Here is a 23,231-nt window from a genome sequence, read left to right on the forward strand (position 1 = left end):
TTACATTATATTGTAATGCCTGAAACGATGGCATTCGAATAATGGCTGAGGAGGGGCTTATGGAGGCTGCAAGAATAAAGGTAACGATCAGATGTAACTTATGCGGAGAAAAATTTGTGCTTCGCGGACGCAGAGAAAAGAATTCTGTTGATACCGGATTTAAGCAATGCATTTGCAATAATGCGAATGACCTTGAAATTGAAGAGCATAGCGTATTTTAGGGAAATACATGTAGCAATGACAAATAAATAGATGGATGCATAAAGCTCCCTTGGGCAAACCAAACTAAAACCAGGTTTTGCACAAGAAAGGAGCTTTTGTATTATGTACCGTCGACTCAGTTCAATTCTATTTCCCATTATGACCGTGCTCTTTATTGGCGCTGCCTACTGGGGCTATCAGGAGCAACAAGAGAAAAACGCGATTTTGATAAAAGCTGAAAACCAGTATCAACGAGCGTTCCACGATTTGACTAACCATGTCGAACAGCTGCATCAGCAGTTAGGCAACACGCTTGCTGTTAACTCCACTTCTCAAGCTTTTCATCGTAAGGGGCTTGTAAATGTATGGCGCTTAACGAGCCAAGCACAAAATGAGATCAACCAGCTTCCCGTTTCGATGCTTCCTTTCAATGAGGCGGAAGACTTCTTGTCGCGCATTGGAAACTTCGCATACAAGACGTCTGTTCGTGATTTGACGAAGCAGCCGCTTACACCTGATGAATTCAAGACGCTCAAGACACTCTACACGAATTCAGAGGAAATATCGAAGGATTTGTCAGCGATGCAAAAGGATGTACTGAACAACCGTTTGCGCTGGATGGACGCTGAAATCGCAATGGCGTCTAAAAATGCAAGCAATCCTAACGTTATCGTTGACGGCTTTAGGTCGGTAGACAAAAAGGTAAGTGAATATCCAGAAATCAATTGGGGTCCGTCTGTAAGCAGTATGTATCAGAAACGTAATATTAAGATGCTTGGCGGAAAAATGATGACCGAAGATGATATTAAAAAAGAAGCGGCGAAGTTTATTGACGTTCCGAATGCCGACATTCGCGTCGTTGAAAATGCAAAGGGAACAGAATATGCTTCGTTCTCAGCAAATGTGAAAGAAGGCAAAGAAAATAAGCTTCAAATGGATTTTTCGAAAAAGGGCGGACAGCTTCTCTACTTTATGAATTCTCGTGATATCGGAGAACGTAAAGTGAACTTTGAAGAGGCGAAGGCTTCAGCAGATTCCTTCCTGAAAAAACATGGATTTAAGGATATGAAGGCTATCAGCTACGATATGTACCAAAACACAGGTGCGTTTACTTATGTAGGCTTGCAGGACGGGGTTCTTATTTACCCAGATAAACTGACTGTTAAAGTAGCGCTTGATAAAGGACAAACTGTAGGCTTGCAAGCTAATGATTATGTATTTCAACATCACACTCGCAAGATTCCAAGTCCAACGATCACAAAAGCAGATGCCCGGAAGGCGCTAAATCCAGATATGAAAGTTCAGACTGAGCAAATGGCGCTGATTTTTAACGATTTAGGCAATGAAGTCCTGTGTTACGAATATACGGGTAAGATGAATGGCTCTATCTATCGCATATATATAAATTCAGAAACCGGCATGGAAGAATCGATTGAGGAGATGTCTCACAGCGATTCCAAGGCAGTTTCTGACAAATAACGATATGGCTCCCCTCAAATCGACGTGTTATAATGACATGTAAATGGGGGGAGTCAATTTGTTGCCAAAAGTGAACCAAATGCTGTACTATCAGATCGCATCTTCAGACGAAGAGGAAGCAGCGATTGAATACAAGTCCCGTATTGCCGATGAGCAAGAGGACGGCTTACTAATAGAGGTTCCAATCAGCGAGAAATCAGGAAGGTACAAGCGTCTTTTCTTAGGAGATGAGCTTTCTGTATATTTTGTATCTGAGGATGGCATAAAAAATTATTTTGATTCACATGTGCTTGGTTTCAAAGAGGATGGCGTAAGGCTTATAAAAATCCGCAGGCCTGAATTGGAACGCATTACGAAGGTACAGCGGCGCAGCTTTTTGCGGGTATCAGCTGAACTCGATATAGCGGTCAAAATGTCTAGCCACATCAGATTCGTTTGTGAAACCGATGATGTTGGCGGTGGAGGAATCTCGTTTATTTGTGATGGGAAGTGGCAGATTGCACCAGAACAATTACTAGAGTGCTGGTTGCTTGTCCCTTTTAAGAACGGTGTCATTGAACATGCTTTTTTCCGTGGAGAAGTCGTACGGGTTGTCCAGCTTGAGTCTGGTAGGAAGCAGGCAATGATTAAATATGCGAGTATAAATGATTCAGAACGGCAGAAGGTTATCAGATATTGCTTTGAGAAGCAGCTGGAATATCGCAATCGTTGAATAACATTCGTTAAATATGGAAAACTACCCAAAAAGAGGAAGGGGTATCCATGTGATACGAAATCCATTACATAAAAAAACTAGCCGTAAAAAAATGATTAAACTTACTGATGAAGTAAGCAGTGTGTTGAAGAAAATCATCATTACGCTAGTAATTATACTTGTATGCTCACAGGCAGCATTGCAAAATGATACGGTTAGATATTGGCTTACGGGCGTGGATCAGTGGGAAGGAACCCATATGAACTGACGCTCAGCTTTTGCATCTGCGTATATAGTGTGGTATAATTTTCACGTTCGCAGGCAAAGCCTGCTTTTTTCTTGAGAGGTTTGCGTCGCATTCTTACATGCATTCGGCCAGCCGTCTCTACTAAAAGGGGGTTGACCTTAAGTGGTGCATCACGAAGGTGACAGCAACCGTATCAACATTGCAATTGACGGGCCGGCAGGCGCGGGCAAGAGCACGGTTGCGCGAAAAGTCGCCGAGCAGCTTGGCTATGTGTATATCGATACGGGCTCGATGTATCGCGCAGTAACACTCAGCGCCCAGCGAGCAGGAGTAAAGGTGGACCAGACAGCCGAACTTGCTGAACTAGTAAAATCTTTAGAGATTGAGCTTGAGCCAGGTGAACAAGGTCAGTCGGTATTTGTGAATGGGGAAAATGTAACTTCATTGATTCGCTCGCGTGAAGTGACGCTTCAAGTGTCTCATATTGCTGCGAATGAAACGGTACGCGAAGTTCTAGGCAACTTGCAGCGCAAGCTTGCAGAGCGTAAGGGTGTCGTTATGGATGGCCGGGATATCGGTTCACATGTGCTCCCTAATGCGGAGTTGAAAATTTTTCTGACTGCATCCGTTAAGGAACGGGCACTTCGCCGTTACCGTGAAATAGTGGATACCCAAACCATTACGCTTGCCGAATTGGAAGCGGAGATCGCAGAACGCGATCGTTTGGACGAGCAACGTGAAATCTCACCGCTAATATGCGCGGCAGATGCTATTGTTCTCGACAGCACCGCCATGACAATTGACGAAGTAATTAACGCAATTGTGAAATTAAGCCGAACCAAAATGGCGGAGGCGAAGTAAACTATGTCATATCTTATTTTTAGGTTTCTCCTGCGTGTGATTTACACGGTGTTATTTCGATTAGAGGCAAGAGGCACGGAAAATATTCCTGCCGACGGACCAGTTGTCCTAGCTTCCAATCATTTAAGTAACTTTGATCCGCCTACTGTAGGCGTCAAGGTGAAACGCAAGGTTTATTTTATGGCGAAAGAGGAATTGTTCAAAGTTCCCGTTTTTGGACCTCTTATTCGTTCGTTTGGCGCTTTTCCGGTCAAACGCGGCGGTGTGAGCAAGGACGCAATCAAGTCTGCGATCACATTGCTAAAAGAAGGCAATGTAATGGGTATTTTCCCAGAAGGCTCACGCAACAATCAGTCAGGAGCAGCCAAGAAGGGCGCGGCCATGATTGCTGTTCGAAGCGGCGCGGCAGTAGTGCCTGTTGCCATTGTCGGCAAATATAAACCATTTAGCAAAATAATCGTATGTTACGGCAAGCCTATTGATCTTACTGCAATTATTGAGGAATCATCACCAGATATGCTTGAACAAGTAACAGACGCCATTATGGCTCGCATTCGCGAGTTAGCTGCAAACAATCGTTAATTTATGTTTTAAATGCTGCTTTCGCTCTAGGCGCTTGCGGATTTAAATAAAGTTGGGGTATGAACTGAGGAGGTTATTTCAATGTCAGAAGAAACTAATGTGCAAGAATCCGTGGCGGAAGAAGTAAGCCAAGACGCTTTGGATAATTTCGTGTCTTTGAAAAAAGGCGATTCCGTTAAAGGTACGATCGTCAAAATCGAAGATAACCAAGCTTATGTAAGCCTTGGATATAAATATGACGGTGTTATTCCGGTTCGTGAGCTTTCTGCAGTGCAGATTGAAAACGCAGCGGACGCTGTTCAAATCGGTCAAGAGGTTGAGCTTAAAGTTATAAGCATCGACGACGAGAAAGAAAAACTTGTACTTTCAAAACGTCAAGTTGACGGCGAGAAAGCATGGGATGTTCTTGAAAAACGTTTTGAGAGCGGCGAAGTATTTGAAGTTGCCGTTGCTGACGTTGTGAAAGGCGGACTTGTTGCTGATGTTGGCGTTCGCGGATTCATTCCAGCATCGATGGTTGAGCGTCACTTCGTTGAAGATTTCTCCGATTACAAAGGTCGCACGCTTCGCGTGAAGATCAAAGAAATCGATCGTGAGAACAACAAAGTAATCTTGTCTCAAAAAGAAGTACTTGACGCTGAGTTCGAATCAAGCAAAAAAGAAGTTATTGCTGCTCTTGAAGTTGGTCAAGAACTTGATGGTACAGTTCAACGCCTTACACCATTCGGCGCTTTTGTTGATATCGGTGGAATTGACGGCCTAGTTCACGTATCTGAGCTTTCGTGGCAGCATGTTGCACATCCGAAAGATGTTGTTTCTGAAGGTCAAGCCGTTCGCGTAAAAGTACTTAAAGTTGATCCAGCTGCTGGGAAAATTAGCCTAAGCTTGAAAGCTGCTCAACCAGGTCCTTGGGATTCTGCAGGTGGTCAATTCGCAATTGGCGATATCGTAACTGGTACTGTTCGCCGCCTTGTTCCATTCGGCGCTTTCGTTGAAATCGCTCCGGGCGTAGAAGGTCTTGTTCACATCTCGCAAATCGCGCACCGTCATATCGCAACACCTAACGAAGTTCTTCAAGAAGGCCAAGAAGTTCAAGCGAAAGTACTTGACTTCAACCCTGCTGAAAAACGTGTTAGCCTAAGCATCAAAGAAACAGAAGAAGCTCCTGAACAAGCAGCTCCTAGCGCTAGACCGGATAGAGCTCCACGCTCTCCAAAAATCGAGAAAATCGATAATCCGAACGTTAGCTTGAGCAACGAGAGCATGAGCTACTCACTTGCAGAGCGTTTCGGCGACAAGCTTAAAAACCTTAAATAATACTTTTTATATACAAAAAAGAGCTATTTCTGCGAAACATCGCAGGAATAGCTCTTTTTTTTTGGAGCATAATAGGGGGTACAAGAGGTGAGATATCGTTGAATCCCGGATATATGTCAATTTGGATTATGATTATTATGTTTATTCTCATTGTGACAGGCTGGAAGCCATATCTGGCCCCCGATATTAGCCGTCGTATGTTGTCGCTTCTTGGTATCGCGATTATCGCGCTGCTGAGCGTCTCGTTTTGGTTGAAGCCATTTCAAGGACATATTCAGGTCGAGCTTCATATTAGTATTTGTTTATTATTGGTGGTTGGCATACTCGGTTTTGTGAATAAAGAGGATTGGAGCTATATAGGGTATTTAATATTGTGCACATTAATGCTTGCCGTCATTTGGGGCTTTATTCGCAAAATGTATAGTTTTGATCCTGTATTTCATTGGTTTGATCCTAGCTGGGATGCTCCATTGCTTTGTGGAATTTTTTGCGGTGCATTTACCTCGAATGTAAAGCATCAATTCGGAATGATCGTATGGGGCGCTGTTCTTGGGGAGACGTTAAATGCTGCCCTTCAAGTTGGTGCTTACACGGCCCACATCGGTAATTTAGCTTGGTGGGACAGCTTTTGGATTGCCATGGCGACAGCAATGTTGTGCAGAATGCTGTTAAAATCGGTTCGGATAGGGTTTTCAAAGCTTAGCATAATTCTATGGCATCTTAAAGGAGGGCGTCCATCTTAATGCAGCATTTTCTCGTCGAAAATAAATATTTGGTTGGCGTTCTTCTTGGTATCTCCTTTGGGATCATTTCACGCTTGCTCATGCTGAGAACCGACTATCGACAGTACCCAACATATCCACATGGTCGCATCATTCATATTTCACTAGGCGTAATTGCGGCTGCATTAGGTGCGGTCGCTGTTCCGGCGTTATTTAACAAGGACTATACAGCGATAACCTTTCTTACATTAGCCGCGCAGCAATTTAGAGATGTGCGAAAAATGGAACGCGAAACGTTGACGAAAATCGACAGTATGGAGTTGGTGGGGCGTGGTTCGACATATATTGAAGGAATCGCCATGGTTTTTGAAGGGCGAAATTACTTAGTCATTATGACGGCACTACTGACATGTTTATTTGGGATATTAGTTAATATATGGGTAGGTATGATAGCTGGTGTTATATCGCTTTTGATTGTTGAGAAGCTTAAATCAGGAAAAGCTATTTCTCATATTGCAGCCGTGCAGGCAGCTGAGGTTCGCGTGGATGGGCCTGATTTGTTTGTTGATAACGTTTATATTATGAACGTGGGTTTGAAGAGCAATCAAGAAATAATCGCAGCGCGTGGAATGGGGTTTATTTTGACTCCTTACAATTCGAACGGCAAGGTTACTATAAGCAATCTTGGTCAGCGGCAAGCTATTCTTTATGATTTGGCAACGATTCTAGGGGTTTATCGCGACGACGGCGAGCCCGCTTTAATACCTATGGCTAAGCTCGATATGAAGGACGGTCGATTAGCTGTATTTATTTTGCCGCAGGAGCTTGATGCAGATAAAGGCAAAGCGGTTATTCTGCGTGTACCGATATTGGAATCTGCCGTCCGTATGCCGACAGAAGCATCTGTCAACAAGAAAGGGGCAGAGGGAAATGGCTGAGATCTTAGCTGTAGTATCCATTCATGCGGATGCGGTTAGTGGCGGCGCTCCTATTTTTATCGCGGAAAATGTAGAAAAATTGGAACAAACCTCGTTTCTGCTCGAGAAGATTTTGGATGCGAGCGCACATGATTTGAAGAACGGCACAATCATATTGGTCAATCATCGATAATATGAAAAGTTAGCCAAGAACGTACTTTTTTGCTATGATGGATAGCGTGAGTATTTTTGAAGGAGTGGAAAACAAACATGGCAAGACCCGTTATCGCTATTGTCGGTCGTCCGAATGTGGGGAAATCCACGATTTTTAATCGGGTCATCGGCGACCGTCTAGCAATTGTTGAGGATAAACCGGGTGTCACTCGTGACAGACTTTATGGCACCGGAGAATGGAATGGAAAACCGTTCAGCATCATTGATACTGGCGGTATTGAAATCGATGGCGAAGATGAAATTATGAAATCTGTTCGTATGCAGGCTGAACTCGCAATTGAAGAAGCAGATGTAATTATCTTTATGGCGGATGCGAAAACAGGCTTGACGCATGCGGATGATGAAGTTGCTCAAATGCTATTCCGTTCGGGCAAGCCCGTTGTGCTTGCAGTTAATAAAGTTGATAATCATGGCCGCATGGATGAAGTTTATGAGTTTTATGGACTTGGCTTTGGTGAACCAATCGCTATTTCCGGCTCGCATGGACTAGGTATTGGAGATTTGCTTGACGCTGCGGTTGAGCTGCTGCCTGAACAAACAGACGATGGATATGATGAGGATGTCATTCGTGTCGCTTTGATCGGACGCCCGAATGTTGGTAAATCATCTCTCGTAAATGCATTGCTTGGTGAGGATCGTGTAATTGTAAGCAATGTTGCGGGTACGACTCGTGACGCTATTGATACACCGTTCGAGCGTGACGGGCAACGTTATGTGTTGATTGATACAGCTGGTATGCGCAAACGCGGCAAGGTGTATGAGTCTACAGAGAAATACAGCGTAATGCGTGCGATGAAAGCCATTGAACGCGCAGATGTTGTGCTTGTCCTGATTAACGGAGAAGAAGGTATCATTGAGCAGGACAAGCATATCGCTGGTTATGCTCATGAAGCAGGAAAAGCATCCATATTTGTAGTGAATAAGTGGGATGTTGTCGATAAAGACGAGAAAACTATGCAAAATTTCTCGCAAAATATTCGCGATCATTTCTTGTTCATGTCTTATGCACCGATCGTTTATTTATCGGCACTAACCAAAACGCGTTTGCATAAGCTTTTGCCTGTCGTGAAGCATGTATCGGATCAGCACGCTATGCGTATTCAGACTCATCTTCTTAATGATGTCGTTTCGGATGCTGTAGCCATTAATCCGCCACCGTCTGACAAAGGTAAACGTCTGCGCATTAACTATGTTACACAAGTAGCGATCAAACCTCCGACGATTGTTGTTTTTGTGAATGATCCGGAAATTATGCATTTCTCGTATGAGCGCTATTTGGAAAATAAAATTCGTGCTGCATTTAATTTTGAGGGGACACCTATACGCATATTCTCGCGTCGTAAGTCCGAAGAAGATTAGGGGAGAAGTAGCTTGTTATATGAAGTAATCGCGGTTGCTTTAAGCTATTTGTTAGGCTCAATTTCATTTAGCATCGTTATTGCCAAATGGGTGAAAGGCATCGATATACGTCAGCACGGAAGCGGAAACGCAGGTGCTACGAATACACTCAGGGTGCTCGGCAAAGGGCCGGGCTTACTAGTGTTTTTACTCGATATCGGCAAAGGAGTAGCAGCTGTATTTATCGGCCGCGCTCTAAGTGAAAACGATTGGATTCCAGTTTTATGCGGTTTAGCCGCAATTATAGGACATAACTGGCCCATTTGGTTCCGTTTTAAAGGAGGCAAAGGCATTGCAACGACCGTAGGGGTTATTGCGACCCTTGCTTTCTTGCCTGCCCTTTGTGCTGGTGTCATCGCCATTGCGACAATCGCTTTGACCAGATACGTATCACTCGGCTCATTATTGTTTGCTGCTTTAACGCCATTATTTATTACTTTCTTTTATTTTTCGGTCCCTTTACTAAGTGCAAGTCTTCTGATATGTATCTTCGCATTCGTACGTCATCGGACGAATATTGTAAAGCTGTTCCAAGGAACGGAAAACAAGTTAGGTGCAAAGAAAGGGTAGTGAGCGTCGCATGACAATGCTGGATTCATCAACAATGAAAAATGCGGCAGTGCTGGTAGCGGGAAGCTGGGGCACTGCTCTTGCTTCTGTACTCGCGAATAATGGTTATCATGTAAAGCTTTGGACGCGCAGCAGCGAACAGGCAGATGACATTAATCGCAACCATGAGAATAGTAAGTTTTTGCCTGGCGTTCAATTGCCTGAGCTCATTCATGCAACTACGGATATGAAGCATGCGCTTCAGGGCGCAGAGATCGCCTTGTTCGTTGCGCCTTCTGGTGCTATGCGCGAGGTAGCCAAGCAAGCTGCGGCGTACTTATCTGACGAGACGCTTGTTGTTCATGCAACAAAAGGCTTTGAAACAGATACGATGAAGCGTATGACAACCGTACTCGCTGAAGAGCTCAGTCGACCGCTTGAACAGCTTGTCGTGTTGTCAGGACCAAGTCACGCCGAAGAAGTTATTTTGAAGCAGCCGACTACGGTAGTTGTTGCTTCTGCTGACTTGAAAGCAGCAGAGCAAGCTCAGGATGCGCTCATGAATACTCATTTCCGAGTTTATACGAATCCAGATGTCGTAGGCGTGGAAGTGGCAGGAGCGATCAAAAACATTATTGCGTTAGGAGCAGGCTTGACGGATGGACTTCATTTTGGCGACAACGCTAAGGCTGCATTACTTACTCGCGGGTTAGCGGAGATCAGCAGACTCGGTACGGCTATGGGGGCGAATCCGCTCACTTTTGCAGGCCTTGCTGGCGTTGGAGACCTTGTTGTTACTTGCACGAGCAAGCACAGCCGTAATTGGCGAGCAGGTTATATGCTTGCAGATGGGACACCTCTAGATGATGTGCTCACTCGTATGGGAATGGTCGTAGAAGGTGTTCGAACGACGCGTGCGGCTTATCGTTTAGCGAAAGAGTACGATGTTGAAATGCCGATCACGTTTCAGTTATACGAGGTATTATTCGCGAACAAGGCGCCTAGAACAGCTGTTGAGCATCTGATGGGCAGGCTGCGCACGCATGAAATCGAAGAGTTAGGCTAAGGACCAGCGCCTACACCAAATTTCTGTCCTTCTCATATGATGCATGGAGCAATACACATGCGCATGCTGGAGGTGTAGAGTATGGCGAGGGATTTTTCCAAGGACATTCTCAATTCGATTAACAAAAAGACTGGCAAGGGGATTTCCGAGAGCTCAGTCAAAAAGCTTGCCAGCGGAGTCACAGCAGAGACAATGACAGACGAAGCTGAGCTTCGCAAGCTGATTAAGCAAGTGTCGGAAGTGGCTAAGGTAAAGGTTACGGATTCGACGGTCAATGATATCGTTAGAGCTGTCAAAGCCAGTGGCATGAGCGCTAGCAATATGGAAGCACTCATGAAAATGATGATAAAAAAATAAAAAAAAACGGCAAAAGCGAAGAGCGTTCCGAATGTTTTATTCGGCAAAGTGCTCTGTCAGCTTTTGTCCTTTTTTTTGTGCGATGTTATAATGGGTGAGAATTCATTATGATATAGATTAGGAGAATGGAATTTCTATGGATGCTATGACAAAAATGTGGGTTTCGCTATTCGGCATTGGGATGATGGCGATTGCGGCCCTTTTAATTACGTTTGCTCGTTTAAAAACGAAAGGCGCAGTGAAATTTGTTTTATCGTTGATTGCATTTATCGTTCTAATCATTGGGTTTGTATGCGGACTTATATCCATTATTTAACTCAAACTACATAGGGGACGGTCGTTCACTAACAAAAGGGAGATTTTGACATACAATGATTGAATTGAAGGGTAGAACCAAAACAGCAGTTGTAAAAGCGGAAGAAGGCTTGTCGCTGCTTGACCATGCGCTTAAGCATGAGATTGATTGGAGTTTCTCCTGTGCGAGAGGTACTTGTGCGCGGTGCCGCTGCTTGGTAACGGAAGGCATGGATCAGCTTGAAGGCATTACAGATGAGGAATGGGATCGTCTTGAGCCGGAAGAGTTTGAAGAAGGGTACCGGCTTGGCTGCCAGGCTTTAGTCAAAAACGCAGATGCGAAAATATCTGCTGCCAACAAGCCCTATTTTTAATGCAAAAGCTACTGATGAAGGAAGTGCCAGCGATGTCAGAACATGAACGCATTCATAAAGCGCTGGTTGCCGTGAAAAAAGCGACAGAAACGTGTCAGGCGCAGTGGATTATTGGCGGAAGCGCCAGTCTGATGCTTCGAGGACTAGAGTTGTCAAAGGAACCTCGTGATTTGGACATTTACTGCGACGATGTGGATGTACATATACTCTATAAAGCTCTAGATCCTTTCGCGCTAGATCAGCCCACACTTAGCGTGACAGATATGTACCGATCAACACTTAGCCATTTTCTTATTCATGAGATACAGGTAGAACTCGTTGGGGGATTTGAGGTAAATGCTCGCGGCAATCGATATGAGACGATGGTTAATAAACTGCTGATGCCTTTCTCCGAGCAAGTTGTTTTGAACGATGCTGATTATTCCGTAGCAATCGTTCCGCTTGCGCATGAGCTATGGTTTAATTTCTTGCGTGAACGCATGGATCGTGTTGATTTAATCGTAAAAGCGTTTGCTAAAAACCCAATGCTTCACGAGGAAGCATTGCTTGCAATTGAAAAAAAAAATACATTTACTGCTGAGGCAAGGCGGAGTCTACATCATTTATTGTCCAATCGAAAGGCCGGTGGCCTGTAATGGACGGAGTGGTTACTTTTTGGCCATCGGGCAAGAGCATTAGGGTGAAGCCAGGCACGACGCTATTAGACGCCGCCAGACGTGCAAATATACCGATTCGCACACGTTGCGGGGGCAAAGCTGCTTGCTTCATGTGCAAGGTCACGGTGAGGCCGGGAAGTGACCTGCAGCCGATTGGTGATGTGGAGAAGAATAAGCTGTCGGGGTTAGACGGAGATCATGTTCGCTTATCCTGCCAAGCACGGGTAGCGGGCAATGTAGATGTGGAAATTCCGTTAGATCCGCTTCGAGCGGCAGTGGCAAGGCAGCTCGCAAAACAAGCGGAGGAAAACGACGATTTATGGTAGGTTTGTTACACAAACCTAAGCTGACCCTTACGAAGTGGATTTGTTTCACAAACCTAAGCTGACCCTTACGAAGTGGATTTGTTTCACAAATCTAAGCTGACCCTTACGAAGTGGATTTGTTACACAAACCTTAAGGAGGTTAAAAGAAAAATGAACCGATTATTTACGGGAATCATGCCCCGATATACACGCCATTTCGCAGCATTCTCTGCTTTAATCGTTATGTTATTTGCTTTATCTGGGTGCATGTATCCGAAAAGTCAGCTGAAGCAAAACCAGATTGCTCCAAAAGAAGCAATACGCAATGTACAGGCAGCGATTGATCAATATAAGGCAGAGACGGGCATGCTGCCTATGAAAAACAGTACAGCCGACACGCCAAGATATGAAAAGTTTTATATTGATTTTGCGATGCTTAATCGGACAGGCTATATGTCGGATATTCCTTCTTCAGCTTTTGAGAAGGGCGGCAACTATAGCTACCTCATCATTGATGAAGAGACGAAGCCTAGAGTGAAGCTGCTTGATATTTTGGCGTTCCAAAAAATAAATGATATTCAGAGCTGGGTTACATCGTACATACAAACAAACAGCGTTCTTCCAAAAGGGGACCAAACTTACCCAGAGTTTTATCAAATTGATTATAAAGCAATGAATAAATCAGCTCCAACTATTCGAAGCGTTTTTTCAGGACAAACGATTCAAGCGATAGTAGGTGAGAATGGGGTCGTATACTCGGATTATGGTATTGATATTATGCAATTCATACAGAAGAGTGGAAAAGAAGATTTTGATCCCGAGCTTGATTTGCGCACATTGCTGGTCGATGGATCAGACTTTGTCCCTGTCAAAGCGCCGGTATACCACTTTGTAAATAATGAACCGCAAGCTGTAAAACCTTAAAGTAAAGCTCATTTCCTAATAAGTTACTCTAAAACCTCTCCTTGACTATCGTCTTGGAGAGGTTTTTTTTGGCTATTTGGGTCATAGATTTGCTCTTTTTCTCATATAACTCAATCTTGGAAGGGAAGCCCGCAGAGGAACAAAAAAAGATTTCGTAGAAGGAATCGTCATAATCGGAAAGCTTGCACATAAGATGTTACTAGTCCAAAAAGCATGTACGAGTTGCGTCGCTGGCCTGCCCTATTGACCGGTGGATGGCGGCGAACCGGAAAAATCAATTGGGAGGGGATATTCAGTGGAGAAAGTAGATATTTTCAAGGACATAGCCGAAAGAACCGGCGGGGATATTTACCTCGGGGTTGTCGGGGCTGTCCGGACGGGCAAATCAACGTTTATTAAACGGTTTATGGAGACGATTGTACTCCCGAACATTGCTAACGAATCAGACCGTGCGAGAGCCGTGGACGAACTTCCTCAAAGCGCCGCAGGTAAGACGATTATGACAACAGAGCCTAAATTTGTTCCGAATCAAGCGGTGCAGCTCAGGGTTACCGATGGACTTGAGGTAAACATGAGACTAGTCGATTGTGTCGGATATGCGGTTGAAGGCGCGAAGGGCTATGAGGATGAAAATGGTCCACGCATGATTACAACTCCTTGGTTCGATGAGCCGATACCATTCCAGGAAGCGGCTGAGATCGGGACGCGTAAAGTAATCCAAGAGCATTCTACACTCGGTGTTGTTGTTACGACAGACGGCTCTATCGCAGAAATTCCGCGCAGCTCCTATGTTGTTGCAGAAGAGCGTGTCATTAACGAGCTGAAAGAAGTCGGCAAGCCATTTGTCCTTATCATCAACTCCACTCGTCCTAAGGGTGAAGAGGCGCAACAACTGCGAAGCGAGCTGCAAGCGAAATATGATATTCCAGTAATGACGCTTAGCGTAGCGACGATGGGTGAGGAAGAAGTCATCTCGGTATTGCGGGAAGTACTCTATGAATTCCCTGTTCATGAGGTAAATGTTAATTTGCCGAGCTGGGTAATGGTGCTGAATGATCGGCACTGGTTGCGCAGCAACTATGAGAGCTCCGTTCGCGATACGGTTAAAGATATTCGCCGACTGCGGGATGTGGACCGAGTAGTCACCCAGTTCATGGAATATGACTTCATTGCCAAGGCTGGGCTAAGCGGCATGAATATGGGGCAGGGTGTCGCAGAAATCGACTTGTACGCGCCGGATGAACTGTATGACCGTATCCTGATGGAGGTAGTCGGCGTTGAGATTCGCGGCAAAGACCACTTGCTTCAGCTCATGCAGGAGTTCTCTCATGCCAAGAGGGAATACGACCGTTTTGCAGAAGCACTGGAAATGGTTAAGACGACTGGATACGGCATTGCAGCACCGACACTTGCGGAAATGGCACTCGACGAGCCGGAGCTAATCCGTCAAGGCTCACGCTTTGGGGTTAGACTGAAGGCAACAGCACCATCCATTCATATGATACGCGTCGACGTGGAATCGGAATTTGCTCCGATTATCGGCACGGAGAAGCAAAGTGAAGAGCTAGTAAGATACTTAATGCAAGACTTTGAGAATGACCCAATCAAAATCTGGGAGTCTGATATATTCGGTCGTTCCCTGCATTCGATTGTAAGAGAAGGCATTCAGGGCAAAATTGCAATGATGCCGGATAATGCACGCTACAAGTTGCAGGAAACGCTCGGACGAATCATCAACGAGGGCTCTGGCGGATTGATTGCAATCATTCTGTAGTTGATCAAATCTAGTATACGAATAAGCCGCTGCCGAATAGGGAGCGGTCTTATTTGTTTTGTAGGAAATGAATGTTGGCACTTGAAATTGGCAAACGGCTGTATTACTATAGGTTTGTTCGGTTAAAAGGTATAATTTTGAAGTTTTCCGTTAATAAGAGGGATAAGATGAGAGTTTATAAGCTTACAACAAAAAAGAGCACATCCAGCACTTTGGAGGAGGTGAAACAATGAACAAAACAGATTTGATTACGAAAGTAGCTGAATTGACTGATCTTTCGAAGAAAGATGCAACGAAAGCAGTTGACGCTGTTTTTGATGCTATTTCCGATGCGTTGCAAAGCGGAGATAAAGTCCAATTGGTTGGATTTGGTAATTTCGAAGTTCGCGAGCGCCAAGCCCGTAAAGGCCGCAACCCGCAAACTGGAGATCCTATCGAGATTGCAGCAAGCAAAACGCCTGCATTCAAACCAGGGAAATCACTCAAGGACCTCGTATCCAATTAAGCATACTCAAGCAAAAACGGCTTTGACGCTTTTTTTGGCGGCAAGCATCCATACGCAGCGGAATATAAGCTCATATTTGATACTTGTATTTCGACCAAATAACGCTCGAACGGGATTCCGTTCGGGCGTTATTTGTTTATTTGCATGAGAGAATGGATTGCACAAATGTTATACATCCTCTATAATTCACATGGATAGCTAGGAATTACGGATGCGGAGGGATAACGATGGAGCCTACACATGGCGAGTACATTGTCGTAAAGGCAAAAGATCAAGGTGTTCAAGTCATCGGTTTAACACGCGGACTGGACACAAAATTTCATCATACGGAAAAGTTGGATAAAAACGAAATATTGATTTGCCAATTTACCGATCATACTTCAGCGATAAAAATTCGAGGTAAAGCGGTTGTGATGACGAAATACGGAACGATGGAAACCGACCAGTAGCAACTAACGAGCAAAGCAGGCTATGCCTGCTTTTTTTTGCCTGCTTGCAGTCCGAATATTCACCCTGCACCGCTCGTACAATGAGAGATGAGACTTTATATTTATGCGGATATAGGTGTAGGGGAAATAAGCTAATATTCGGAGGTGCAGGGTGAACATCGGAAAACCACTTCTAACAGCTTGTGTGACTGCGTTAGCAGCCACATTGTTATTTACATGGCTTCCTCATGCAGGATGGCAGCATTCGGCAAATCGTGGCGACGTGGCTGTCTTTCGCACGACGCCGGTGGTTAGGCTCTCTAACAACAACCTAGTAGATGTGCTAATTGCAACGCAGCTGCATGAGCGGTTGAATAAGGCGGAATGGAGCAATGGGATTTTGTCAGTCGATATAAGGGTAAGCACAAGCGAAGGTAGACCTGCGATCTGGTTCTCGGATATTGAGAAACTTGTGCGTGTCTCCTTTATGCAGTTAGAAAACGTAAAGCGTATACTGATTCGGATTATCGAGGTTCATTCGGATGGTAATGCTATGCTTGCTGCTGTTGATGTGCGAAAAACAGACGATTGGCTTATTTCTGAGATGGATCGCCTCTCGGATGCTGATCCTGTGCATGATGAGCTTTGGAGAAAGAGACTTCGAGTTAGCTTTACTTCAGCATGGGAAGAACGTTTTGGTCCAGTATCGGGATTTACTGTAAAACCTTCCTCCATTTCGCAGCTTTAAAAGGGATGTATATTGCAATTTGATGAACAAGCAAGCTCAATCATATGTTCTTTAGAATAAGTTGTGCTATAATAGTTTAGATTATTGAGCGGCGATTTGCGCTTCTCTGTTCGGAGGCTTCCCCAATGAGAACATACCGTATACCTGAAATAGCTCAAAAATATGTGAAATATGACATGATTGAGGAGCATACGTCTCTTCCTGACTTAGCGAATGCGAGGCTTCGCTTGCTACACGCCTTCCTGAGCCAGCAAGCGTCGCTAAAGACCAACAGTGAGCTCTATACGCTCGTCGTATCTCTCGTTCAGCTAGGAATGGATACGCATGATTTAATCGATACACACCAAGAGCAGCGCTCTGAGCCAGAGATGCGCTCGAGGCAGCTTAAGGTGCTGGCAGGGGACTACTTTAGCGCAACTTTCTATCAATTGCTTTCGCAAGCCGGCGAAATTGAGATGATTTCCAAAATCAGCAGCGCGGTTAGTGAGGTCAACAGACTGAAAGTGAATCTTTACGTACGAATGAGGCAGCTTAAGATGACCTCGGAAGAATATTTAGGTCTTTCGGTGCAGCTTAAAAGCACGTTGTTCCAGATTTTCACAGAGGTGCTGGAGGGCGAGCTATCTCGCGTTTGGCCAGGGATTCTAGACGGCATTAGTCGGTGCGAGGTTTTGGTGGATGAATTAATGCGCAGTGAGAATCCGGCTAAATTCGATAAGAGTTGGTCGTACTGGCATATCATGCAGGCAGGTACTGAAGATGATCGCCAGCAGCTTTCTCTACGTATTTATGAGCATGCATTGATTAACAGTTTGGTGGAAAAATATAAGGTGCGCAGCCAGCTAATAGCGAAGCTGAAGCAAACAGCCGATACGGTGAAGGCTTTAGCTGGCAAGCTGGAATCGGACAAGTTGCTCGGAGAATTGACAAGTATCGTCGATAATCTATTGAACGAAAAGACCGATTTCACGCCAGCGCTCAATTAAACGAGGTGACTTGCAAGGGTGGATACGAACTCCAAGAGCCATGTGCATGGCGTATTTGAGAGGATTGCTCCAAAATACGATTTGATGAACGATCTTATAAGCTTTAGAAGACATAAGTCATGGCGTAAGTTTACGATGAAAAAAATGAGCGTAGCTAAAGGACAAACAGCACTTGACCTTTGCTGCGGCACTTGTGATTGGACGGTTGCACTTGCAGATGCAAGCGGGACAGGACAAATCGTAGGACTTGATTTTAGCCAAAACATGCTTGATGTTGGAGCTGTCAAAGTAAACAAATTGGGCCTGAACAAACAAATTACATTAGTTCAAGGAAATGCAATGAGCTTGCCTTTCGAGGATAATTCCTTTGACTACGTTACGATTGGTTTCGGTCTGCGCAATGTACCTGATTATTTACAGGTACTAAAGGAAATGCATCGTGTCGTTAAACCAGGTGGTCAGGTCGTATGTTTAGAAGTGTCAAAACCTACTTGGCAGCCATTTAAAGCAATGTATAACTTTTATTTCGGACGTATATTGCCGGTTATTGGTAAAGTGGTAGCCAAAAGCTTTAGTGAATACAAATGGCTGCCCGAATCACTGAAAATGTTTCCCGGTCGACAGCAGCTTGCTGAGCTGTTTGAAGAAGCGGGTCTTCATCAGGTGAAGGCATATCCTCTGACTGGCGGAGTAGCTGCGCTGCATATGGGGACAAAGGAGAAGAAGTAGCAATGATTCGCAAATTACGTATTATTTTGGAAATGATTAAGTTTGAGCATACTGTTTTTGCTTTGCCTTTCGCTTTTATGGGAGCTATTCTAGGGGCGGTAATGATGGAGCAGCGGCTTCCGTCTTGGAGTGAGATCGGCTGGGTTACGCTTGCAATGTTCGGCGCTCGAAGCGCGGCAATGAGCTTGAATCGCCTAATAGATAAAGCTATCGATTTACGTAATCCACGAACCGAAAAAAGAGCACTTCCTGCTGGCTTGCTTAAATCAGCAGAGGTTTTGTTGTTTATTATTGTATCCTTTGTATTGTTGTTTGTAGCAAGTGCGAACTTAGCTCCAATCGCGTTGAAACTTATGCCAATCGCGGTTGCACTGTTAGTTCTTTATTCTTACACAAAACGGTTTACATGGTTATGCCATCTTATTCTCGGTTTTACAATTGGACTATCGCCGCTTGGAGGCTGGGTTGCCATTACGGGTCACTTTGATCTGGCTGCTTGGATATTATATATTACAGTTGCTTTATGGATTGCAGGCTTTGATATCATTTATGCTACACAAGATTTTGAATATGACCGCAATGCTGGGTTACATTCGATTCCGGCGCGCTTTGGCATAAAAGGAGCTCTATGGATTGCTCGTTCCTTACATATCGTTACGGCAATCGGTTTTATTGCTCTGTTTTGGCTAACTGATCTTAGCTGGATGTATCTACTTGGTACTTTGATTTCCATAACACTTTTATTTTATCAGCACTGGCTCGTTCGTCCTAATGATTTGTCGCGCGTCCAAACTGCGTTTTTTGGAATGAACGGTACATTAAGCGTCGTGCTTTTTCTTTTCGTAATTGTTGATTTACTGGTCATTCACCAATGGTAGAAGATCGTATACAGAATAGCCAATCGAATTGGGCGAATCGATGGGTAGTTGGCATTACGGGGGCAAGCGGCTCTATATATGGGATAAGGCTCATAGAAGTACTCCTTCAGATGAACTACGAAGTTCATCTTGTTATTACAGAAGCAGGTTGGAGAGTGCTGAGGGAAGAGCTAGGCTGGGAGACGACTCGTCGCACAGCAGCTCTTGAACAACGATTTGGCGATGCTATTGCGGAATCGAGACTTGTCTTTCATCCAAATGCGGATATTGGAGCAAGCATTGCAAGCGGCTCTTACCGGGTTCAAGGAATGGTTATTGTGCCGTGCTCGATGGGGACGCTTGCGTCGATATCGCACGGCATTTCCGATAATTTGATGACTAGAGCCGCAGATGTCATGCTGAAGGAGAACAGAAAGCTGCTCATCATACCAAGAGAAACGCCGCTTCATGCGATTCATCTTGAAAACATGCTGACGCTTGCTCGACTAGGCGTAAGAATTATTCCGGCTATGCCGGCTTTTTATTACAAACCGCAAACGATGGATGAAATGATTGACTTTTTAGTTGGTAAAGTACTTGATAATATGACAATCGAACATGATTTGTACAGAAGATGGGGAGATGAACAGAATGGGCATGAATCGCCCGATCACCATCGGAAGAATTGATTACGCGAATGCATGGCCGCTTTTCCATCAGCTCGAGGAGCGAATGAATGGGGACAGTTTTGAGGTCATAAAACGTGTACCTTCTGAATTAAACAAGCTGCTACAAGCTGGTGAATTAGATGTATCAGCCATTTCATCATTTGCCTACGGACTGAATGCGGATGATTATGTCCTGCTGCCACAATTGTCCGTTGGTTCTGTTGGAAATGTCAACTCAATCCTACTATTTATGAAAGAGCCGATTAGCCGTAAACGTCCTGAACGAATTTCAGTTACTACGACATCGGCGACTTCGGTTAATTTGTTAAAAATATTGATGACATTGCACTTTGAATGCAGTCCAGAGTATGTCACTGCAGCACCAAATCTTGAGAGTATGCTGGAGACAGCCGATGCTGCACTAATTATTGGAGACCCTGCGATTCAGGCTTCATGGAAGAACCACGGCCTGCATGTTATCGATTTAGGACAATTGTGGAATGAGTGGACGGGGCTTGGCATGACCTACGCTGTAGTTGCTGCACGTAAAGAAGCAGCTATTGCAGCTCCTGAAGCCGTTCATGCGGTATATAATGCGTTAAATACGAGCAAACAGTATAATATGAACCATCTTGGTCCACTAATTGATCAAGCCTGTACGCAGCTTGGAGGAGTATCGACTTACTGGGAGATGTACTTTCATTCGCTTCAATATGATTTTGGGAGCAAGCTGCAAGAAGGACTTAAATTATATTTCGATTATTCTAAGCAGCTAGGGTTGTTATCGAATGACGTGGAGCTTACTTTTTTTGAAGACCAATCTGCCCAATAGGTGAAAGAATGAAACTACTAGATTTGTATGCAAAGATGAAAGGCGACCTAAATCAAATCGAGCAGGAGCTTGAACGCAGCGTGTCGGATGATCATGTGCTGCTTGGCGAAGCTTCTTTGCACTTGCTTAGAGCTGGCGGTAAACGGATTAGACCCGTTTTTGTACTGCTGGCAGGCAAGTTTGGCGATTATCAGCTGGATGTGATGAAGCGTGTCGCAGTCCCTCTTGAGCTTATACATATGGCTTCACTTGTACATGATGACGTAATTGACGACGCAGAAACTCGTCGTGGACAGCTCACCGTAAAGTCCAAGTGGGACAATCGCATTGCGATGTATACGGGCGATTTTATTCATGGTAAAGCATTATCAATCGCAGCCCAGCTTCCTAATCCGCAGATTCATCAAATTTTGTCACACGCGCTCGTGCAGATGTGTATCGGTGAGATGGAACAAATTCGAGATTTCTTTAATACGGAGCAATCAGTTCGTCATTATTTGCTTCGGATAAGACGCAAGACAGCTTTATTAATAGCAATTAGTTGTCAACTTGGTGCTGTTGCAGCCAATACGGACCGTAAAACCGCTAATTGCTTATATCGATATGGTTATAATGTGGGCATGGCGTTTCAGATTCGTGACGATTTGCTTGATCTTTACGGAACGGAGAAACAGATCGGCAAACCATCAGGCTCTGATATGCGCCAAGGAAATATTACGCTGCCTGTTCTTTTGGCTTTGCAGGACCCGAATACTCGCGATCCGTTGTTAAGGGAAATTGCATTGATCAGGGAGCAAGGCGGGAAAAGAGATGCAGGACGTGCCATCGATATGATCCGCAAGAGTGACGGCGGAGAGCAAGCGGATCAGCTTGCAAACCGATATATCAAAAAAGCTCTGCAAGCATTAGAGGGATTACCGAATGTGACAGCGAAGAAGAACTTGAGTGATATAGCGATTTTGTTTGGTAAACGTAATTATTAATCGTGCAAAATAGAAAGGAATGATTGAGGATGGAAAGAACTTTTCTGATGATTAAACCTGATGGCGTTCAGCGTGGTCTAATTGGCGAAATCGTTTCGAGATTTGAAAAAAAAGGACTGCAATTGTCAGCAGCCAAATTTATGGTTTTAAGCCATGAGATCGCTGAGCGCCACTATGAAGAACATAAAGGAAAGGTCTTTTATGAGCCCTTACTGGACTTCATTACGTCAGGTCCTGTATTTGCGATGGTATGGCAGGGTGACAATGTTATTGCATTGACACGTGCCCTAATTGGCAAGACGGATGCGATAGATGCTCATCCAGGCACTATTCGTTCGGACTTTGCTGTACATACGAATTTCAATCTTATTCACGGCTCCGATTCAGCAGCTAATGCGGAAAAAGAGATCGACATTTACTTTACCCCAGCTGAGTTGGTTCAATACGAGCATACAATTCAACGGTGGATTTAATATTTCGTCCACAAGCGATGGAGGAGCCTATGCTTGAAGATCGTGATTTTGCACAGTTTATTGCTCGAATAAAGCAAAAGACCGACATTGATTTGTCGCAATACAAAGAAGCTCAAATGAAACGCAGGCTGACTACATTACGAATGAAGCACGGCTATCAAACATTCGAAGAATATTGGAAGGCTATTGAGCAAAATCGCAGCATGCTTAATGAATTTTTGGATCGAATGACGATTAACGTTTCTGAATTTTGGAGGAATCCTTCCCGTTGGGAAGTTTTGCAAAAACGCTTCTTTCCGGAAATGCTTGCTTCGACTAATCGTCTGAAGGTTTGGAGTGCGGCATGCTCGACAGGTGAAGAGCCATACACATTGGCTATGATTTTATCGGAGCTGGGCGCCTTGCAGCGATCCACGCTCCTTGCAACGGATCTCGATTCAAATGTTCTGCAAAAGGCGAAGGAAGGCAGCTATTTAGAGCGATCGCTGCGCGATGTACCGCAAGTTTGCAGTCAAAAATATTTTAAACAGGCAGAGGGAGCTTATTTGATCTCTGACTCCCTAAAGCAGTTCATTCAATTCAAGCAGCAGAATCTGCTTCATGATACGTTTGATGGATCATTTGATTTAATTGTGTGCCGAAACGTAATGATTTATTTCACAGAAGAAGCAAAGCACTTATTGTATCATAAATTTTCAAATGCACTTAAACCGGGCGGACTGCTGTTTGTAGGCAGTACGGAACAAATTTTCTCTCCAGCGCAATATGGATTTGAGACCGCTGATACATTCTTTTATCGCCGAGTATAAGCTGAATGTATACCGTTTTCCATCTTCTCCTATACTAGTGAGTATGTAATAAACTTGGAGGATGAAGCAACCGATGGATAAACGTAAGGTTATAGCTGCCTATAGACGTGGTTTTATTTCTATTCAGGAATGCGCGCAAATTATCGGAGTAGACAGTGGACAGATGACAAGACTCGTTGATGACCCATCGCTGACGACCGAAGGAACGGCGCTGCTTAGAAAAGATCGGTTAACAGCAAATTAACTGCACACTACCCGGGCT

At 44.5% G+C, this 23,231-nt stretch carries 32 protein-coding genes; all 32 read left to right on the forward strand.

Annotated features, from left to right (window positions below; translation table 11 throughout):
- The first annotated feature begins 59 nt into the window (after positions 1-59).
- The 32 genes from AC787_RS34425 (at position 60) to AC787_RS34430 (ending at position 23,213) form a co-directional block, all read left to right on the forward strand.
- The gene (locus AC787_RS34425) at positions 60-221 is read left to right on the forward strand and encodes a hypothetical protein (protein WP_162839304.1); all 162 of its coding nucleotides are present in this window, start codon (positions 60-62) and stop codon (positions 219-221) included.
- A 103-nt stretch (positions 222-324) separates the two neighbouring features.
- Positions 325-1,680, forward strand: a complete 1,356-nt coding sequence (ypeB, locus tag AC787_RS08330; RefSeq protein ID WP_054024352.1) for a germination protein YpeB — start codon at positions 325-327, stop codon at positions 1,678-1,680.
- A 58-nt stretch (positions 1,681-1,738) separates the two neighbouring features.
- The gene (locus tag AC787_RS08335; protein WP_054024353.1) at positions 1,739-2,392 is read left to right on the forward strand and encodes a flagellar brake protein; all 654 of its coding nucleotides are present in this window, start codon (positions 1,739-1,741) and stop codon (positions 2,390-2,392) included.
- 52 nt (positions 2,393-2,444) lie between these two features.
- Positions 2,445-2,642, forward strand: a complete 198-nt coding sequence (locus tag AC787_RS08340; RefSeq protein WP_054024354.1) for a hypothetical protein — start codon at positions 2,445-2,447, stop codon at positions 2,640-2,642.
- Between the two features lie 141 nt (positions 2,643-2,783).
- Positions 2,784-3,482, forward strand: a complete 699-nt coding sequence (cmk, locus tag AC787_RS08345) for a (d)CMP kinase (protein WP_054024355.1) — start codon at positions 2,784-2,786, stop codon at positions 3,480-3,482.
- Between the two features lie 3 nt (positions 3,483-3,485).
- On the forward strand, positions 3,486-4,064 hold the full coding sequence (locus tag AC787_RS08350) for a lysophospholipid acyltransferase family protein (RefSeq protein ID WP_054024356.1): 579 nt from the start codon (positions 3,486-3,488) through the stop codon (positions 4,062-4,064).
- A gap of 81 nt (positions 4,065-4,145) precedes the next feature.
- Positions 4,146-5,381, forward strand: coding sequence for a 30S ribosomal protein S1 (gene rpsA, locus AC787_RS08355; RefSeq protein ID WP_054024357.1), 1,236 nt, complete (start codon positions 4,146-4,148; stop codon positions 5,379-5,381).
- A gap of 98 nt (positions 5,382-5,479) precedes the next feature.
- On the forward strand, positions 5,480-6,124 hold the full coding sequence (locus AC787_RS08360; RefSeq protein ID WP_054024358.1) for a hypothetical protein: 645 nt from the start codon (positions 5,480-5,482) through the stop codon (positions 6,122-6,124).
- The gene (locus tag AC787_RS08365; RefSeq protein WP_054024359.1) at positions 6,124-7,041 is read left to right on the forward strand and encodes a YIEGIA family protein; all 918 of its coding nucleotides are present in this window, start codon (positions 6,124-6,126) and stop codon (positions 7,039-7,041) included. Before AC787_RS08360 ends, AC787_RS08365 begins: the two co-directional genes overlap by 1 nt.
- Positions 7,034-7,213: a capping complex subunit for YIEGIA gene (locus tag AC787_RS08370; RefSeq protein ID WP_054024360.1), complete on the forward strand. Its 180-nt coding sequence runs from the start codon at positions 7,034-7,036 to the stop codon at positions 7,211-7,213. Before AC787_RS08365 ends, AC787_RS08370 begins: the two co-directional genes overlap by 8 nt.
- Before the next feature lie 77 nt (positions 7,214-7,290).
- Positions 7,291-8,613, forward strand: coding sequence for a ribosome biogenesis GTPase Der (der, locus tag AC787_RS08375; RefSeq protein WP_054024361.1), 1,323 nt, complete (start codon positions 7,291-7,293; stop codon positions 8,611-8,613).
- A gap of 12 nt (positions 8,614-8,625) precedes the next feature.
- Positions 8,626-9,222, forward strand: coding sequence for a glycerol-3-phosphate 1-O-acyltransferase PlsY (gene plsY / locus AC787_RS08380; protein ID WP_054024362.1), 597 nt, complete (start codon positions 8,626-8,628; stop codon positions 9,220-9,222).
- Positions 9,223-9,256: 34 nt separating this feature from the next.
- Complete coding sequence (locus tag AC787_RS08385) at positions 9,257-10,267, forward strand: NAD(P)H-dependent glycerol-3-phosphate dehydrogenase (protein ID WP_054026972.1); 1,011 nt, start codon at positions 9,257-9,259, stop codon at positions 10,265-10,267.
- An 81-nt stretch (positions 10,268-10,348) separates the two neighbouring features.
- Positions 10,349-10,624 carry a stage VI sporulation protein F gene (locus AC787_RS08390; protein WP_054024363.1) on the forward strand — a complete coding sequence of 92 codons (276 nt, stop codon included), beginning with the start codon at positions 10,349-10,351 and terminating at the stop codon, positions 10,622-10,624.
- Between the two features lie 136 nt (positions 10,625-10,760).
- On the forward strand, positions 10,761-10,940 hold the full coding sequence (locus tag AC787_RS08395; protein WP_054024364.1) for a DUF2768 family protein: 180 nt from the start codon (positions 10,761-10,763) through the stop codon (positions 10,938-10,940).
- 55 nt (positions 10,941-10,995) lie between these two features.
- Positions 10,996-11,292: a 2Fe-2S iron-sulfur cluster-binding protein gene (locus AC787_RS08400; RefSeq protein WP_054024365.1), complete on the forward strand. Its 297-nt coding sequence runs from the start codon at positions 10,996-10,998 to the stop codon at positions 11,290-11,292.
- A gap of 32 nt (positions 11,293-11,324) precedes the next feature.
- The gene (locus tag AC787_RS08405) at positions 11,325-11,927 is read left to right on the forward strand and encodes a hypothetical protein (RefSeq protein ID WP_054024366.1); all 603 of its coding nucleotides are present in this window, start codon (positions 11,325-11,327) and stop codon (positions 11,925-11,927) included.
- A complete protein-coding gene (locus tag AC787_RS08410) occupies positions 11,927-12,274 on the forward strand; it encodes a 2Fe-2S iron-sulfur cluster-binding protein (RefSeq protein ID WP_054024367.1) in 348 nt (115 codons plus the stop codon). The genes AC787_RS08405 and AC787_RS08410 overlap by 1 nt, the downstream gene beginning before the upstream one ends.
- A 150-nt stretch (positions 12,275-12,424) precedes the next feature.
- Positions 12,425-13,177, forward strand: a complete 753-nt coding sequence (locus AC787_RS08415) for a hypothetical protein (RefSeq protein WP_082360676.1) — start codon at positions 12,425-12,427, stop codon at positions 13,175-13,177.
- A 295-nt stretch (positions 13,178-13,472) separates the two neighbouring features.
- Entirely contained in the window at positions 13,473-14,951 is a 1,479-nt protein-coding gene (gene spoIVA / locus AC787_RS08420) for a stage IV sporulation protein A (RefSeq protein WP_054024368.1), read from the forward strand.
- A gap of 229 nt (positions 14,952-15,180) precedes the next feature.
- On the forward strand, positions 15,181-15,456 hold the full coding sequence (locus AC787_RS08425) for an HU family DNA-binding protein (RefSeq protein ID WP_053376669.1): 276 nt from the start codon (positions 15,181-15,183) through the stop codon (positions 15,454-15,456).
- Positions 15,457-15,683: 227 nt separating this feature from the next.
- Positions 15,684-15,905 (forward strand): trp RNA-binding attenuation protein MtrB, encoded by a 222-nt coding sequence (gene mtrB, locus AC787_RS08430; RefSeq protein WP_054024369.1) that lies wholly within the window; start codon positions 15,684-15,686, stop codon positions 15,903-15,905.
- A gap of 151 nt (positions 15,906-16,056) precedes the next feature.
- Entirely contained in the window at positions 16,057-16,632 is a 576-nt protein-coding gene (locus AC787_RS08435; protein WP_054024370.1) for a hypothetical protein, read from the forward strand.
- A 125-nt stretch (positions 16,633-16,757) separates the two neighbouring features.
- Positions 16,758-17,618: a heptaprenyl diphosphate synthase component 1 gene (locus tag AC787_RS08440; protein WP_054024371.1), complete on the forward strand. Its 861-nt coding sequence runs from the start codon at positions 16,758-16,760 to the stop codon at positions 17,616-17,618.
- Positions 17,619-17,636: 18 nt separating this feature from the next.
- Positions 17,637-18,347, forward strand: coding sequence for a demethylmenaquinone methyltransferase (locus tag AC787_RS08445; protein WP_054024372.1), 711 nt, complete (start codon positions 17,637-17,639; stop codon positions 18,345-18,347).
- A 2-nt stretch (positions 18,348-18,349) separates the two neighbouring features.
- Positions 18,350-19,225: a UbiA-like polyprenyltransferase gene (locus tag AC787_RS08450; RefSeq protein WP_054024373.1), complete on the forward strand. Its 876-nt coding sequence runs from the start codon at positions 18,350-18,352 to the stop codon at positions 19,223-19,225.
- Positions 19,219-19,893 carry a UbiX family flavin prenyltransferase gene (locus AC787_RS08455; protein WP_054024374.1) on the forward strand — a complete coding sequence of 225 codons (675 nt, stop codon included), beginning with the start codon at positions 19,219-19,221 and terminating at the stop codon, positions 19,891-19,893. The genes AC787_RS08450 and AC787_RS08455 overlap by 7 nt, the downstream gene beginning before the upstream one ends.
- The gene (locus AC787_RS08460) at positions 19,856-20,704 is read left to right on the forward strand and encodes a menaquinone biosynthetic enzyme MqnA/MqnD family protein (RefSeq protein WP_082360677.1); all 849 of its coding nucleotides are present in this window, start codon (positions 19,856-19,858) and stop codon (positions 20,702-20,704) included. Before AC787_RS08455 ends, AC787_RS08460 begins: the two co-directional genes overlap by 38 nt.
- Before the next feature lie 8 nt (positions 20,705-20,712).
- On the forward strand, positions 20,713-21,687 hold the full coding sequence (locus AC787_RS08465) for a polyprenyl synthetase family protein (protein ID WP_054024375.1): 975 nt from the start codon (positions 20,713-20,715) through the stop codon (positions 21,685-21,687).
- A 29-nt stretch (positions 21,688-21,716) separates the two neighbouring features.
- The gene (gene ndk / locus AC787_RS08470; protein ID WP_054024376.1) at positions 21,717-22,160 is read left to right on the forward strand and encodes a nucleoside-diphosphate kinase; all 444 of its coding nucleotides are present in this window, start codon (positions 21,717-21,719) and stop codon (positions 22,158-22,160) included.
- Between the two features lie 29 nt (positions 22,161-22,189).
- Positions 22,190-22,969, forward strand: a complete 780-nt coding sequence (locus AC787_RS08475; RefSeq protein WP_054024377.1) for a CheR family methyltransferase — start codon at positions 22,190-22,192, stop codon at positions 22,967-22,969.
- A 73-nt stretch (positions 22,970-23,042) separates the two neighbouring features.
- Positions 23,043-23,213, forward strand: a complete 171-nt coding sequence (locus AC787_RS34430; protein ID WP_162839305.1) for a hypothetical protein — start codon at positions 23,043-23,045, stop codon at positions 23,211-23,213.
- Positions 23,214-23,231 lie beyond the last annotated feature (18 nt).

The sequence above is a fragment of the Bacillus sp. FJAT-28004 genome, from assembly GCF_001280845.1.
In the GTDB taxonomy this organism is placed as follows: Bacteria; Bacillota; Bacilli; order Paenibacillales; family Paenibacillaceae; genus Pristimantibacillus.

Coding starts and splice junctions, on each gene's coding strand:
- AC787_RS08410 (WP_054024367.1), top strand. CDS start 11,927: ATGGACGGAGTGGTTACTTTTTGGCCATCGGGCAAGAGCATTAGGGTG.
- mtrB (WP_054024369.1), top strand. CDS start 15,684: ATGGAGCCTACACATGGCGAGTACATTGTCGTAAAGGCAAAAGATCAA.
- rpsA (WP_054024357.1), top strand. CDS start 4,146: ATGTCAGAAGAAACTAATGTGCAAGAATCCGTGGCGGAAGAAGTAAGC.
- AC787_RS08415 (WP_082360676.1), top strand. CDS start 12,425: ATGAACCGATTATTTACGGGAATCATGCCCCGATATACACGCCATTTC.
- AC787_RS08465 (WP_054024375.1), top strand. CDS start 20,713: ATGAAACTACTAGATTTGTATGCAAAGATGAAAGGCGACCTAAATCAA.
- AC787_RS08425 (WP_053376669.1), top strand. CDS start 15,181: ATGAACAAAACAGATTTGATTACGAAAGTAGCTGAATTGACTGATCTT.
- AC787_RS08395 (WP_054024364.1), top strand. CDS start 10,761: ATGGATGCTATGACAAAAATGTGGGTTTCGCTATTCGGCATTGGGATG.
- AC787_RS08350 (WP_054024356.1), top strand. CDS start 3,486: ATGTCATATCTTATTTTTAGGTTTCTCCTGCGTGTGATTTACACGGTG.
- ndk (WP_054024376.1), top strand. CDS start 21,717: ATGGAAAGAACTTTTCTGATGATTAAACCTGATGGCGTTCAGCGTGGT.
- AC787_RS08385 (WP_054026972.1), top strand. CDS start 9,257: ATGAAAAATGCGGCAGTGCTGGTAGCGGGAAGCTGGGGCACTGCTCTT.
- AC787_RS34425 (WP_162839304.1), top strand. CDS start 60: ATGGAGGCTGCAAGAATAAAGGTAACGATCAGATGTAACTTATGCGGA.
- AC787_RS08450 (WP_054024373.1), top strand. CDS start 18,350: ATGATTCGCAAATTACGTATTATTTTGGAAATGATTAAGTTTGAGCAT.
- AC787_RS08455 (WP_054024374.1), top strand. CDS start 19,219: ATGGTAGAAGATCGTATACAGAATAGCCAATCGAATTGGGCGAATCGA.
- der (WP_054024361.1), top strand. CDS start 7,291: ATGGCAAGACCCGTTATCGCTATTGTCGGTCGTCCGAATGTGGGGAAA.
- AC787_RS08475 (WP_054024377.1), top strand. CDS start 22,190: ATGCTTGAAGATCGTGATTTTGCACAGTTTATTGCTCGAATAAAGCAA.
- AC787_RS08370 (WP_054024360.1), top strand. CDS start 7,034: ATGGCTGAGATCTTAGCTGTAGTATCCATTCATGCGGATGCGGTTAGT.
- ypeB (WP_054024352.1), top strand. CDS start 325: ATGTACCGTCGACTCAGTTCAATTCTATTTCCCATTATGACCGTGCTC.
- AC787_RS34430 (WP_162839305.1), top strand. CDS start 23,043: ATGGATAAACGTAAGGTTATAGCTGCCTATAGACGTGGTTTTATTTCT.
- AC787_RS08390 (WP_054024363.1), top strand. CDS start 10,349: ATGGCGAGGGATTTTTCCAAGGACATTCTCAATTCGATTAACAAAAAG.
- AC787_RS08405 (WP_054024366.1), top strand. CDS start 11,325: ATGTCAGAACATGAACGCATTCATAAAGCGCTGGTTGCCGTGAAAAAA.
- AC787_RS08365 (WP_054024359.1), top strand. CDS start 6,124: ATGCAGCATTTTCTCGTCGAAAATAAATATTTGGTTGGCGTTCTTCTT.
- AC787_RS08440 (WP_054024371.1), top strand. CDS start 16,758: ATGAGAACATACCGTATACCTGAAATAGCTCAAAAATATGTGAAATAT.
- AC787_RS08460 (WP_082360677.1), top strand. CDS start 19,856: ATGGGCATGAATCGCCCGATCACCATCGGAAGAATTGATTACGCGAAT.
- AC787_RS08400 (WP_054024365.1), top strand. CDS start 10,996: ATGATTGAATTGAAGGGTAGAACCAAAACAGCAGTTGTAAAAGCGGAA.